The organism is Pseudomonas sp. LG1D9 (genome assembly GCF_002949995.1).
In the GTDB taxonomy this organism is placed as follows: domain Bacteria; phylum Pseudomonadota; class Gammaproteobacteria; order Pseudomonadales; family Pseudomonadaceae; genus Aquipseudomonas; species Aquipseudomonas proteolytica.
The window spans coordinates 4182199-4195221 of the sequence record NZ_CP026881.1; the positions used below are offsets into that span (position 1 = coordinate 4182199).

General features: G+C 60.9%; 16 protein-coding genes. 11 read left to right on the forward strand and 5 right to left on the reverse strand.

The features are described from left to right. Positions 1 to 62: 62 nt before the first annotated feature. Positions 63 to 590 (forward strand): helix-turn-helix domain-containing protein, encoded by a 528-nt coding sequence (locus tag C5F71_RS19540; RefSeq protein WP_029299116.1) that lies wholly within the window; start codon positions 63 to 65, stop codon positions 588 to 590. Between the two features lie 146 nt (positions 591 to 736). On the opposite strand, the gene C5F71_RS19545 is transcribed toward C5F71_RS19540, so the two are convergent. Then, positions 737 to 1753, reverse strand: coding sequence for a DUF4917 family protein (locus C5F71_RS19545; RefSeq protein ID WP_104911761.1), 1017 nt, complete (start codon positions 1751 to 1753; stop codon positions 737 to 739). 126 nt (positions 1754 to 1879) lie between these two features. Between C5F71_RS19545 and yiaY the strand changes: the two genes are divergently transcribed. The 6 genes from yiaY to C5F71_RS19575 all read left to right on the forward strand — a co-directional run bounded on the left by yiaY (position 1880) and on the right by C5F71_RS19575 (position 8362). After that, complete coding sequence (gene yiaY, locus C5F71_RS19550; protein WP_029299114.1) at positions 1880 to 3028, forward strand: L-threonine dehydrogenase; 1149 nt, start codon at positions 1880 to 1882, stop codon at positions 3026 to 3028. Between the two features lie 91 nt (positions 3029 to 3119). Further along, complete coding sequence (locus C5F71_RS19555; RefSeq protein ID WP_104911762.1) at positions 3120 to 3794, forward strand: NAD-dependent epimerase/dehydratase family protein; 675 nt, start codon at positions 3120 to 3122, stop codon at positions 3792 to 3794. Continuing rightward, complete coding sequence (locus C5F71_RS19560; protein ID WP_029299111.1) at positions 3794 to 4711, forward strand: LysR family transcriptional regulator; 918 nt, start codon at positions 3794 to 3796, stop codon at positions 4709 to 4711. The genes C5F71_RS19555 and C5F71_RS19560 overlap by 1 nt, the downstream gene beginning before the upstream one ends. Positions 4712 to 4841: 130 nt before the next feature. Continuing rightward, entirely contained in the window at positions 4842 to 6035 is a 1194-nt protein-coding gene (locus tag C5F71_RS19565) for a CaiB/BaiF CoA-transferase family protein (RefSeq protein WP_092234182.1), read from the forward strand. Next, on the forward strand, positions 6032 to 6973 hold the full coding sequence (locus C5F71_RS19570) for a hydroxymethylglutaryl-CoA lyase (protein WP_092234185.1): 942 nt from the start codon (positions 6032 to 6034) through the stop codon (positions 6971 to 6973). Before C5F71_RS19565 ends, C5F71_RS19570 begins: the two co-directional genes overlap by 4 nt. Before the next feature lie 60 nt (positions 6974 to 7033). Then, positions 7034 to 8362 (forward strand): MFS transporter, encoded by a 1329-nt coding sequence (locus tag C5F71_RS19575; RefSeq protein ID WP_029299108.1) that lies wholly within the window; start codon positions 7034 to 7036, stop codon positions 8360 to 8362. 4 nt (positions 8363 to 8366) lie between these two features. Here C5F71_RS19575 and C5F71_RS19580 read toward each other — a convergent pair whose 3' ends face one another. Further along, positions 8367 to 8855: a DMT family transporter gene (locus tag C5F71_RS19580; protein WP_029299107.1), complete on the reverse strand. Its 489-nt coding sequence runs from the start codon at positions 8853 to 8855 to the stop codon at positions 8367 to 8369. A gap of 68 nt (positions 8856 to 8923) precedes the next feature. Here C5F71_RS19580 and C5F71_RS19585 point away from each other — a divergent pair, with 68 nt between their 5' ends. The 4 genes from C5F71_RS19585 (at position 8924) to C5F71_RS29080 (ending at position 11506) form a co-directional block, all read left to right on the forward strand. Next, positions 8924 to 9850, forward strand: coding sequence for a LysR family transcriptional regulator (locus tag C5F71_RS19585; RefSeq protein WP_104911763.1), 927 nt, complete (start codon positions 8924 to 8926; stop codon positions 9848 to 9850). Positions 9851 to 9915: 65 nt separating this feature from the next. Further along, positions 9916 to 10557 carry a LysE family translocator gene (locus C5F71_RS19590; RefSeq protein ID WP_029299105.1) on the forward strand — a complete coding sequence of 214 codons (642 nt, stop codon included), beginning with the start codon at positions 9916 to 9918 and terminating at the stop codon, positions 10555 to 10557. Between the two features lie 118 nt (positions 10558 to 10675). Beyond that, the gene (locus C5F71_RS19595; RefSeq protein WP_029299104.1) at positions 10676 to 11203 is read left to right on the forward strand and encodes a DUF4142 domain-containing protein; all 528 of its coding nucleotides are present in this window, start codon (positions 10676 to 10678) and stop codon (positions 11201 to 11203) included. 156 nt (positions 11204 to 11359) lie between these two features. Continuing rightward, a complete protein-coding gene (locus C5F71_RS29080) occupies positions 11360 to 11506 on the forward strand; it encodes a hypothetical protein (RefSeq protein ID WP_166647832.1) in 147 nt (48 codons plus the stop codon). A 5-nt stretch (positions 11507 to 11511) separates the two neighbouring features. Here the strand turns inward: C5F71_RS29080 and C5F71_RS19600 are convergent, their stop codons facing one another. The 3 genes from C5F71_RS19600 to C5F71_RS19610 form a co-directional block, all read right to left on the reverse strand. Next, positions 11512 to 12012 carry a methylated-DNA--[protein]-cysteine S-methyltransferase gene (locus tag C5F71_RS19600; protein WP_029299103.1) on the reverse strand — a complete coding sequence of 167 codons (501 nt, stop codon included), beginning with the start codon at positions 12010 to 12012 and terminating at the stop codon, positions 11512 to 11514. A 102-nt stretch (positions 12013 to 12114) separates the two neighbouring features. Next, a complete protein-coding gene (locus C5F71_RS19605; RefSeq protein ID WP_070995801.1) occupies positions 12115 to 12525 on the reverse strand; it encodes a type II toxin-antitoxin system HicB family antitoxin in 411 nt (136 codons plus the stop codon). 23 nt (positions 12526 to 12548) lie between these two features. Beyond that, positions 12549 to 12731 carry a type II toxin-antitoxin system HicA family toxin gene (locus C5F71_RS19610; protein WP_029299101.1) on the reverse strand — a complete coding sequence of 61 codons (183 nt, stop codon included), beginning with the start codon at positions 12729 to 12731 and terminating at the stop codon, positions 12549 to 12551. Between the last annotated feature and the right edge of the window lie 292 nt (positions 12732 to 13023).

Here is a 13023-nt window from a genome sequence, read left to right on the forward strand (position 1 = left end):
ATGACACTTTGTGTCATTGGCAAGCAATAATCATCGCATCCTGCTTGGATTAAACGCTGCGCATGTCTATCCGTTTGAAATTATTGAGAAAAAAACTCGGGGTCACCTTGGAGGCATTGGCCGAAAAATCCGGGATGACCAAGAGTTACCTGTCCAAAGTCGAACGCGGCCTGAACACCCCGTCGATTGCCGCCGCGCTGAAACTGGCCAAGGCGTTGAACGTCAAGGTCGAAGAATTGTTCAGCGAAGACAGCGTCAGCCTCGACAGCTACAGCCTGGTGCGCAGCCATGAGCGGCCTGATACCTCGCCGGGTTATGCGGTACTGGCCCATCAGGTCAGCGAGCGCAGCCTGCTGCCGTTCATCATCTACCCGCCGTCGGAGTTCAGCGACAAGACCTTCAAGGAGCATGTGGGGGAGGAGTTTTTGTTTGTGCATGAAGGCCGGGTGGAAGTGGACTTCATGAGCGAGCGGGTGCTGCTGGAGCGCGGCGATGCGCTGCACTTCAATGCGCAAAAGCCCCACCGGATCCGTTCAGTCGGTGAGGTGCAGGCGCAGTTGTTGGTAGTGGTGCACAGCGCCGAAGAATAGGCCTGGAACGCGGTCAATGTAGGAGCTGGCTTGTGTGGGAGCGGGCTTGCTCGCGAAAGCGGTGTGTCATTCAACACATCCAGCGTCAGACCCACCGCTATCGCGAGCAAGCCCGCTCCCACATGGGGTCTCCAGTTAGGCTGGGATCAGTGCTCGACCGGCACCGACAATGCCGGCTTGCCCAACGCATGGCTGCGCGCCGCAAAGAACCTGAGCTCCACCTCCATCCCCTCGAACAGCGCGGCATACCGCCGCTTCTGCTGCTGGATAAACCCGTCGCTGCGGCCAAACACCGAGATCGCCAGGGTCTTGATCCGCGACCGACGAATGGCTTGCACCAAGTGCCCGTCCTGTTCGCTCAGGTGATGGCCAAAGATGCACAGCGCGCCTGCCTGCCCCAGCAACTGTTCATAGCAGAACGACAGGTAATCCGAACTGCGAATGCTCTTGAGCTTCTCGCTGCTGGGGCCTTCGTTGATAAACAGCGGCACATCGTCGAGGGTCTTGATGGTGTTGTTGATGGCAAAGCTGCTGAGCAACGTGCTGTCGGTGGACGGCAATTTACGCGCCGAGCCATCCAGGTTGCGCACCAGATGCAGGCCACCGTGCAGGTACAGAATGCGCGTCGCGGCGGTGGCGGTGTCGCGCAGGTCAAAGCGTGAATCGGCGCCGCGAAACAGGTCGTCGATGCCCGGTGTGTGCAGGATCGACCAGTAGTTGAGCAGGTCGTAATTGCTGGTGAACACCGTCTTGTAGCTCGCCAGTTCCTGATTGATCGTGGCCAGGGTCGAGGGTTGCACCAGGCGCCAGGGGATATGCACGGCGTGGATGCTATTGATCAGCGCTTCCTTGATCGCGTAGTAGCGATTACGTGGCGCGGCGGAGCTGACGGCCAGGGCCTTGTTGACGCGGCTGGTGGTTTTCAGGGCGCCCAGCACCTGCTCGAAGCTACGGGTCTGCATCGCGTCAAACACGCTCAATTCGGAAGCGCTCAAGGGCTTCTCTTCGACGGTGCGCGCGTTTTCAAACAGCGAGTCGTAGGCAAAATCTTCCCATACCGCACGACTGGCACCGTTGCCGATCAGGATCGCGGAAAAGGCGGTGCTGCTGCGCAGTGCGGTCCAGTCTTCAAGGGCGGCGTCGATATCCTGGAAATCCTTCATTGCGGCGGGTCTACTCAAAAACGGCTGGGCGGTGACTTTATCACGGGCGGGCGTTGATCTTGGTCAAGATGCCGCAGGCGGGTGGGGTTGATGCTGTAGGCATCAACGTATCCCCGAGGGTTCACCATGAGCAGCACGTTCTTCATTCCCGCCGTCAACATCATGGGCATCGATTGCCTCGACGAAGCCATGAGCGCGATCCGCAACTACGGTTTTCGCAAGGCGCTGATCGTCACCGACGCCGGCCTGGCCAAGGCGGGCGTGGCCCGCATGATTGCCGAGAAACTGGCGATGCAGGACATCGATTCGGTGCTCTACGACGGCGCCAAACCCAACCCCAACGTGGAGAACGTCGAGAACGGCCTGGCGTTGTTGCAGGCCAGTGGCTGCGATTTCGTGGTGTCGTTGGGCGGGGGGTCGCCCCATGACTGCGCCAAGGGTATCGCCCTGTGTGCCACCAATGGCGGGCATATCGGCGACTACGAAGGTGTCGACCAATCGAGCAAGCCGCAACTGCCGCTGGTGGCCATCAACACCACCGCCGGTACTGCCAGCGAAATGACCCGTTTTTGCATCATCACCGACGAAACCCGCCACGTGAAAATGGCCATCGTCGACCGTAACGTCACGCCATTGCTGTCGGTCAACGACCCGGCGCTGATGGTCGCCATGCCCAAGGGCCTGACCGCCGCCACCGGTATGGACGCGTTGACCCACGCCATCGAAGCCTATGTTTCTACGGCGGCTAACCCGATCACCGATGCGTGCGCGATCAAGGCGATCGAACTGATCAGCGCCAACCTGCGCCTGGCGGTGCGTGACGGCAGCGACATGGCGGCCCGTGAAAACATGGCCTACGCGCAATTTCTGGCGGGCATGGCCTTCAACAACGCCTCCCTGGGTTTTGTCCACGCTATGGCCCACCAGTTGGGCGGCCTTTACGACTTGCCCCATGGCGTGTGCAACGCGGTGTTGCTGCCCCACGTGCAAAGCTTCAATGCCAGCGTCAGCGCGGCGCGCCTGAGCGACGTCGGCCGCGCCCTGGGTGTGACCGACAAACACGCCAGCCCCGAAGAAGGCGCGCAGGCGGCCATCGCAGCGATCCGCTGCCTGTCCCAGGACGTTGAAATCCCGGCCGGCCTGCGTGAGCTGGGCGCCAAGCTGCAAGACATTCCGTTGCTGGCGACCAACGCCCTCAAGGACGCCTGCGGCCTGACCAACCCACGGCGCGCTGACCAGCGGCAGATCGAGGAGATTTTCCGCAGCGCGTTTTGAGTCGAGCAGTGGCAAGCTTCAAGCGACAAGCTGTTAATCTGAGCAGCTTGTACTGCTCTTAACTTGAAGCTTGCCACCGAGGCCCACCCTTATGAGAGTTTTGCTATTCGGCGCCACCGGCATGGTCGGCCAGGGCGTGTTGCGTGAGTGTCTGCTGGCCGCTGATGTGCAGGAAGTGGTGGCGGTGGGGCGCACGGCGTTGACCCAGGAGCATGGCAAGCTGCATCAGGTGCTACACGCCGATATGTTCGACTTCCAACCCTTGGAGCATTTGCTGCAAGGCTTTGATGCCTGCCTGTTTTGCCTGGGGGTGTCGTCGGTGGGTATGGATGAAGCCACCTACACCCGCCAGACCTACGACCTGACCCTGGTCGCCGCCAGCACCCTGGCGCGGCTCAATCCGCAGATGACTTTTGTGTATGTGTCCGGTACGGGCACCGACAGCTCCGAGCAGGGCAAGGTGATGTGGGCGCGGGTCAAGGGCAAGACCGAGAATGCCTTGCTGCGCCTGCCGTTCAAGGCGGTTTACCTGTTCCGTCCGGGGATCATCCAGCCGTTGCATGGCGTGCGTTCTAAAACCCCGCTTTACCAGACAATCTACAACCTGATCGGGCCGCTGCTGTCGTTGGTGCGTCGTGTGCGGCCGGCGTGGGTCGTGAGTACTGAGACCGTCGGACGGGCGATGCTGGCGGTGGTCCGGCATGGCGCGCCGCAAGCGGTGATCGAGCCCGCCGAGATCCACCGTCTGGCCGCTGAGCGTATGTGATGTTGTCCAAAAGCCTGATCCGTCGCCTGGATCTGATCACCTTGCAGCTGTTCGTCGCCGTGTACGAGGAGGGCACGCTGACCCGCGCTGCAGCGCGTGAATCCATTGCCGTATCGGCCGCCAGCAAGCGTCTGGTGGATCTGGAAAAAATGCTGGGCCTGACATTGTTTGTGCGCCAGGCCAAGGGCATGAGCCTCACTGCGGCGGGTGAAACCTTGTTGCATCACGGCCGGCAGATGCTGTTCAACGTGCAGAAGATGGGCCTGGAATTGGGCGAACACAGCCATGGCGTGCGTGGGTATGTGCGGATGCTGGCCAACCTGTCGGCGATCATCCAGTTCCTGCCGGAAGATTTGCGCGACTTCACCGCGCTGCATCCGCAGCTCAAGACCGACCTTGAAGAACGCCCCAGCACGGGTGTGGTTCAGGGTGTGCTCGACGGTGTGGCGGACTTGGGGATCTGCTCCAGCGATACCGATACCAAGGGCTTGTTCAGCGTGACGTATCGCCGCGACAACCTGATGGTGCTGATGCCGATGGATCACCCGCTGGCCGACCGTGAGGGGTTGTCGTTCAGCGAAACCCTGGGCTGCGATTATGTCGGCCTGCATGTCGCCAGTTCGATCAATATGCGTACCCACGCAGCGGCGCGGGAGGCTGGCAAAATGCTGCACCTGCGCATCCATGTGCCGGGCTTCGATGCGATGTGCCGCATGGTCCAGGCCCACATGGGCATCGGCATCCTGCCGCAGAAAGCCTATGAATTGTTCGGGCGCTCGCTGGGCCTGCAGGCGGTCCCGCTGACGGATGAATGGGCGGTACGCCGTTTGGTCCTGGTGGTGCGCGATGAAGCCGCGCTGTCGCCGGTCAGCCGTTTATTGTTTGAATATCTACACGCCTCTGAGGGTGCGGTCTGACGGAATGGTCTGTCGGCTCGTTCCCTGGTCGTTCGCGTTTTGCGAACGCTCGTTGCCAATTGAAGGTTGGATTTACCCCTTCACCGTCCTCTAGCCTGGGTTCACATTCCAAGCACAAGAGGTACGCCCTATGACGGCTCCCCTGAGCGGTATCAAGGTGATCGAGATCGGCACGTTGATTGCTGCGCCGTTCGCCGCCCGGTTGATGGCCGAGTTTGGTGCCGAGGTGATCAAGATCGAATCCATGGGCCAAGGCGACCCGCTTCGCAAATGGCGAAAGCTGCATCAGGGCACCTCGCTGTGGTGGTATCTGCAATCGCGCAACAAGAAATCCCTGGCCCTGGACCTCAAGTCAGCCGAAGGCCTGGCGCTGGTCAAGCAGTTGCTTGGCGATGCCGATGTGCTGATCGAGAACCTGCGCCCTGGCGGCCTGGAGAAACTCGGCCTGGGCTGGGACGTGTTGCATGCCCTCAACCCCAGGCTGACCCTGGTACGCATCTCCGGCTACGGCCAGACCGGGCCTTATCGCGACCGCCCGGGTTTTGGTGCAATCGGCGAAGCCATGGGCGGGATTCGCTATACCACTGGCAACCCCGATTCACCGCCGGCCCGGGTCGGGGTCAGCCTCGGCGACTCCCTGGCTTCGTTGCACGGGGTGATCGGCGCCTTGATGTCGCTGCTGCGGGTCAAGACCGGGCAGGGCGATGGGCAGGTGGTGGACGTGTCTTTGGCTGAGAGTGTGTTCAACCTGATGGAAAGCCTGGTGCCGGAATACGACATGCTCGGCCATGTTCGTGAACGCAGCGGTGGCGCCTTGCCCGGTATTGCACCGTCCAATACTTACCCGACTGCCGACGGCGCCTATGTGGTGATCGCCGGTAACAGTGACCCCATCTACAAACGGCTGATGACTGCCATTGGCCGCATCGATCTGGCCGAGGATGAGGCGCTCGCCCATAACGACGGCCGTGCGGCGCAAAGCGGCCTGCTGGATGCGGCCATCACCCATTGGACCAGCAGCCTGCCCATCGAACGGGTGCTCGATGCCTTGCAGGCGGCCGAGGTGCCCGCCGGACGTATTTATTCGGTGGCTGATATCGTCGCCGATCCGCACTATCAGGCTCGGGGCATGCTGCTCAACGCCGAACTGCCTGGCGGGTTGACGGTGAAGATGCCGGGCATTGTGCCCAAACTCTCGCAAACCCCCGGCGCCGTGAACTGGCAAGGTCCCAGCCTGGGCCAGCACACCGATGAAATTCTCGGCGGCATGGGCCTGGCCGAGGCTGATATTCAGCGCCTGAAAAACGCGGGAGTAGTGCAATGATCGTTGATTATTCCGACCCACTGATTGTGCAGGAAGTCTCGCCCAGGGACGGCTTGCAAATCGAGCCGGGCTGGGTCGAGACCGCCGATAAAATCAGCCTGATCGACCAATTGTCCCAGGCCGGTTTTTCGCGCATCGAGGCCGGCTCCTTTGTCTCGCCCAAGGCTATTCCCGCACTGCGGGATGGCGAACAGGTATTCCAGGGGATTCGCCGTCGCACCGGGGTGATCTATGTGGCACTGATCCCCAACCTCAAGGGCGCCCAGCGTGCAGTTACCTCTGGCGCGGATGAGTTGAACCTGGTGCTGTCCGCCAGCCAGACCCACAACCTGGCCAACCTGCGCATGCGCTGCGAAGCCTCGCTGGCGGCCTTCGGCGAGGTGGTGAATTTTGCCAGCGATTACCCGGTAAGCCTCAATGGCAGTATCGCCACCACCTTCGGTTGCCCGTTCGAAGGCAAGATCGACGAGGACCATGTGCTGCACCTGGTGGACGCCTATCTCGAACTGGGCGTCCAGGGCATCACCCTGGCCGATACCACCGGCATGGCCAACCCGCGTCAGGTCCGGCGCCTGGTCAATCGGGTGTTGCAGCGTGTGCGCGCCAGCGATTTGACCCTGCATTTTCACAATACCCGTGGCCTGGGGTTGTGCAATGTACTGGCGGCCTACGAGGCCGGAGGCCGGCGTTTTGATGCGGCCCTCGGCGGGCTCGGCGGTTGCCCGTTTGCACCGGGGGCGTCGGGCAATATCTGCACCGAAGATTTGGTCAACCTGTGTGAAGAAGTTGGCATCCCCACCGGTATCGACTTGCCACATCTGTTGCAGATGTCCAGGCAATTACCGGCGCTGCTCGGCCATGAACTGCCTGGCCAGGTGGTCAAGGCCGGCCGCAACAGTGACCTGCATCCGCCCCCGGCGTATATCGCCACCCTGTGAGCCTCACCCAGACAACAAAAACAATTCGGACGCCTGTGGGCAGTCCCCCTGGAGAAACACATGAAGCCAAAGACGATGGAGGCCGGCGTACGCCCGGCCGTTGAGCCCGATGAAATGAAAGCCCTGGTCAATAAGGTCGCTTGGCGCCTGATGCCATTGATCATGGTGTGTTATCTGTTCGCGTTTTTTGACCGTATCAATATCAGCTTCGCCAAGTTCCAGTTGCAGGCCGATCTGGGGTTGAGCAACACCGCCTACGGCTTGGGCGCGGGGTTGTTTGTGATGGGCTATGTGATCTTCGAAGTGCCGAGCAACATGATGTTGTACCGGGTCGGAGCCCGACGTTGGATCGCCCGGATCATGGTGTCATGGGGCCTTGCCACGGCGGCCATGGTATTTGTGACGGCCGAGTGGCAGTTCTACACATTGCGCTTTCTGATCGGCGCCATGGAGGCCGGTTTTGCGCCGGGGGTGCTGTATTACCTGACCTTGTGGTTCCCCCAGGATTTCCGCGGGCGGATTACCTCAATGCTGTTCCTCGCCTCGGCGTTTGCCGGGTTGGTGGGCGCGCCGTTTTCCGGCCTGGTGCTGGAACACATGGATGGCGTGCTGCAACTGCGCGGCTGGCACTGGTTGTTCCTGCTCGGTGGCTTGCCTTGCGTGGTGCTGGCATGGATGGTTTTGACCCAGCTCAAGGACCGCATTGAAGATGCGCCGTGGCTGAGCGCTGAAGAGAAAGCCCTGTTGTCGAGTCGCATCGCGGTGCATGAAGTTCACAAGAAAGGCTCATTGCTCCAGGCCCTGAAAATTCCCGGGTTCCTCACCCTGGGGTTGATCTACTTCCTGATCCAGGTGGCATCCTATGGCCTGAACTTTTGGGCGCCGCAACTGATCCGCAGCACTGGCGTCCAGAGTTCGGTCACCATCGGTTTTCTGACGGCGATTCCGTACGTCTGCGGGGCGATCAGCATGGTGGTGATCGGACGTTGGTCGGATGCAACCGGTGAGCGGCGCAAGTTTGTCAGCGGCCTGGTGGCGCTGGGTGCCGTGGGCTTCTTCTGCGCCGGGATCTTTGATGACCACACGACATTCCTGATCATCGCCCTGGGCCTGTTGGGCGCCGGTATTATCGCCTCGATCCCGACCTTCTGGACCTTGCCTCCCAAGCTACTGGCCGGTGCCGGCGCAGGTGCAGCGGGCGGGATTGCCTTGATCAATACCCTGGGCCAACTGGGCGGCATTGTCAGCCCGGTAATGGTCGGGCGCATCAAGGACATCACAGGCAGCACCACCCCGGCGCTGTATGTGATTGGTGTGTGCGCGTTGATTGCGGCGGCGCTGTTGCTCTGGGGCCTGCCACACCTATTGCGCACCTCCGACAAGCGCTGAACCCTCATCCCACGGCGGTCAACGCCCTGGTCGGTGCGGCACTGAACTGAATCAACGCCACCCCCCCGATCAACATCAGCACCCCGAGCAAACGGGGTGCTGTCAGTTGCCGCTCCACCAAGCCAAACAAGCCAAAGTGATCAAGTAACAACGAGGCGAGGACCTGCCCGCTCAGGGCCAGGGCGATAAATCCGGAGGCGCCGAGCTTGGGCAGCAGGACCAGGGCCAGGGAGATAAAACACACGCCGAATGCGCCGCCGGTCCACATCCACAGTGGGGCCTTGCTGATAAAACCCAGGCTTGGCAGCGGCAACCTTAACGCCAGAATTACCGGCAGCAACACCAGGATACTCACCAGCAGCGAGGCCAGTGTCGCCCACAGCGGATGCCCAAGGCCGCGCCCGAGGTTAGCGTTGATCGCGCTCTGAAACGGCACCACCGCCCCGGCAATCACCGCCAACAGTAACAAGCCCAGCCAATGCAACGTGGTCATGATCAATCTCCCAAAGGTTTTACTGGACTCTACGGTATTCGTCGCGCAGATTTAAATTCCAAGTTCTTATGCTGAACATGCACCATATGAATGATCTGCGCCGTATCGACCTCAACTTGCTGGTGATCCTCGACGCGTTGCTCAGCGAGCAGCACGTCACCCGCGCCGCCGAGCGCCTGCACCTGAGCCAGCCGGCGGTGAGCCATGCACTGGCACGCTTGCGGGACCTGCTGGGCGACCCGTTGCTGGTGCGCCAGGGCAGTGGCCTGGTCGCCACCGCTCGTGCGCTGGAACTGGCGGCGCCCTTGGCTGATGCGCTGGCCCAGGTGCAGTCGCTGCTGGCGCCGAACCGTTTCGAACCGGCGTCGGCCAAGCGCACTTTTCGTTTGGCCATGTCCGATTATGGCGCGGCGCTGCTGTTGCCTGGGCTGGCAAGAGCGCTGCGCGAGCAGGCGCCGGGGATTGACCTGGCCATCACCCACGCCAGTCGTGAGGGCATGCAAGAAGGGGTGCTCAGTGGCGAAATCGACCTGGCCGCCGGGGTCTTTCCCGACCTGCCAGCCGAGTTGCGCAGCACCCCATTGTTCCAAGAGCACTACGCCTGCCTGGTGGACCGCGATAGTTTGCCCGCCGAGGGTGTGCTCGACTTACCCACCTACCTGGCGCGGCCCCATGTGTTGCTGGAAATGCGCGGCAGTGGCACCCCGGAAATCGAACGGGCGCTGACCGCGATCCGTGAGCGGCGGCATGTGGCGATCAGCCTGCCGCATTGGAGCGTCGCGCCGCAGTTGATCCAGGGCACCGACTTGATCCTTACCGTGTCCTCACAGGGGCTGCTGAATATCGATCCGCGGCATCTGCTGGTGGTACCGCCACCGTTTCATATTCCGTCCTTCGGTTTTGTACTGGCCTGGCATAAACGCCGCGGCGGGGACGGCGCGTTACAGTGGTTGATCGCGCAAGTGCAGGACGTGCTGGCCAGACGTGGAACCTAGCATTGCAGTGTGGGGTGGATTGTGCACAATCGACGCGCCCCTACTATTTTCTGAGCGTGTTACCCATGACTTCATCATTGTTGTTTGCCGTCATTGCCTCGGGCTTTATCTACGGCATCACGCCGGGTCCAGGGGTGCTGGCGGTATTTGGCATTGGCGCCGCGCGCGGCCGGCGGGCCGGGGCCGGTTTTCTGTGCGGGCACCTGTTGGGCGATGTGGTGTGGTGCAGCACCGCGCTGGTGGCGATTGTCGGCGCGCGGGAAATCGGCAGCAGCGCGTTTGATGTGCTGGGTGTGCTCAGCGCCCTGTATCTGTTTTGGCTGGGCATTCGTGCGATTCGTACCCGCAACCGCAGCGACGAGTCGCCCCAGGGTGCAGCGCGCCAACCGTTCTGGCACGGCATCCTGTTTGGCCTGACCAACCCCAAGGCATATCCCGTGGCCGTGGCTACATTCACTGCGTTGCTGTCGAGCCGGGCCGAGTTGCTGACCTGGGGCATGTTGCCGTGGTTGATCGTCCTGAGCTTTTTTGGCGGCCTGCTGGCCTATGGGATCCTGATCGCAGTTGTCGGCGCGCGGCAGGTGCGTGCGGTGTATCAGCGCCATGAAGTGTTGATCACCAAGCTGTGTGGCGTGATGTTTATCGGCTTTGCGCTCAATGCCCTGGCCCATGCGTTGCCGGGCTTGCTGGGCAGTAAAACCGCCTGACGCCACACGACCGTTCGTCGCACCAACAAGTTTTTTCTAAACCTTTGCCGCCCTGAAAATTCAGATTCAGGGCGGGGCTCGTTCCCCGGCATGTATTTATTACCTGGAGGAACCCATCATGAGCCGCACGGCTATCCGGTTACGCACCGCCACTTTCGCGATGCTGCTGGGCCTCGGCGCCAGCAATGCGCTCGCCCAAGGGCCTGCCGAATTCATCGAACAAGCCTCGGCCAAAGGCATGGCTGATATCGAAACCAGCCGCATGGCCCACGCCAAGACTTCGTCCCAGGAAATCAAGGACTACACCATCGAGGTCATCAACGAACGCACCCTGGCCAACCAGCATTTGGCGGCCATTGCGAAAAAACTCGACTTGCCGGTGGCGCCTCGCGACCAGATCGCCGACAAGGCCGAAACCCTGATGCCTGAACTGACCGATGGCGATTCGTTTGACGCCGCCTACACGGCCCAGCAGGTCAAGGCCAACGAAGATGCAATCGCCTTGTTCAAGCAGGAAGGCGCTGCGTCGGAGATCCCCGAAATCAAAGCATTGGTCGATGAGACCTTGCCTAAGCTGGAAACCCGCCTGGAAAAAGCCCGGGCGCTGGCATCGTCCTACGGCAAGAGTCGTCGCGGCGACGGTTGAGGGAGGTTGCGCTCCCGAGAACGGTGGTTGGATTGAACTCCAACCGCCGTTTTTTTATGCCGCTTGACCGTTCGGCGGGCCAACCGTGGGGGTATCGAACCCAGGCCCGGGCCGATGGGTCACTGTCTTATCACCCCGTTGAATGGACGCACGACCATGAACCTTACCCGTACCCTTTGCCTGGCCTGCTGCCTGGTACTCCTGCAGGGCTGCTTCGACAGCTCGAACAACGAAACCCAGGACAATACCGATGGCAGCAAATCATCCGTGCAAATGAAGGATTCCAAGGCCGACCAGCCATAGCGTCATCAAAACAGCGACCGGGTCGGCTCGCCGTCCTCCAGCGTGAGCAGGTACTGCTTGGCCTCCAGGCCACCGGCAAACCCGGTGAGCCGGCCCGACGCACCAATCACCCGATGGCAGGGCGCGACGATTGAAATCGGATTGCGCCCATTGGCGGCCCCCACCGCACGCACCGCTTTCGGGCTGCCAATCTGCGTGGCTATCTGGCTGTAACTGCGGGTTTCGCCGAAGGGAATGGTCAACAGCGCGGCCCAGACTTTTTTCTGGAATTCGGTGCCTTCGAAATCCAGTTCCAGATCGAAGCGGTCGCGGGTGCCGGCAAAATATTCATTCAACTGGCGTTCCGCTTGCAGCAGCGCTGGGCTGTCATCGACCTCCACCAACTCGCCCAGGCGCACCCGGTTGGCGCGCTCGGTTTCCCACAAGATGGCGGCGAGCTTGCCGTTGCGTGCGACCAGGGTCAATTGGCCGACGGGGGAGGGCATGAGTTTGTATTCACACGGCATGAGCGGGCTCCTTGTTGGGCGGACCATTTAGTGGACAGGTTGGCACTTTAGCGCTCATCGCAGCTGCGTGAACTACGTTTCTTGCGGTCAAATTCGGGAGCGTCACCGCTCTTGTTGCAGCACTTTCAGCGCTGCCGAAGCGAGGAACCCGGAGCGGCTTTTTTCTTCCGGGTGATGCAGCACGTATTCATCAATGCGGTTGAGCAGATAACCCGGCAAGGTGATGTTGAGTTTTTGCGCCTTGCCCAGGTACTTGGTCACATCAATGTCCACTACCGCCCAGATGCAGCCGGCGTACAGAGGGTTGGCCGCGTGGTGGGTGACTTTTTGCGCGCTGGGAATGGGCGCGCCATCTTCCGCCAGCAGCTCGAAGTGACCTTCTATGGCCTCCCGTGCCATGGCCATGGCGTCATCCAGGTCATCTCCGGCAGAGAAACACCCAGGGATGTCGGGGACTTCCACTCCCCAGGCGTGGTCGTCGTCACCCGTTGAGATTGCAATCGGATACAGCATGTTCGTGGTTCTCCCTGGAACGCTCAACCGAGCAGAGCTTGTTTCAAAATGCTCTTGGCGGTCTTGTCCAACAGCTCTTTCCGGGGATGGGGAATGGTCACCAGCCCAGGCTTGGTTGGATGTTTGAAATGATGATGGCTGCCCCTGACGCGTGCCAGATACCAGCCGTCTGCAACGATATGGCCTATCAAATATCGGCTATCCACATCACCTCCTTGTGGTGTGTTGGTGGTGACTATAACCACTGAAAAAAAATTATCAACACTCTACCTACCAAACGGCAGCGGCAGGTCGTTCAAGAAGTGTATGGGGGAACGCCAGGGCTGCCGGCTGGAGGTATTACACGGTTTTGCGGGTGGGGGCGGCTGAGCAGGCGGGGATTGATGGGTAAAATCCGGGCGTAAAAAAACCGGCTCCATGAGCCGGTTTTTTATCATTCCCCGCTAAAAACAATTTGGCGTGGGAACACAATGATGTGGAGCGGGTAGAGGGAATCGA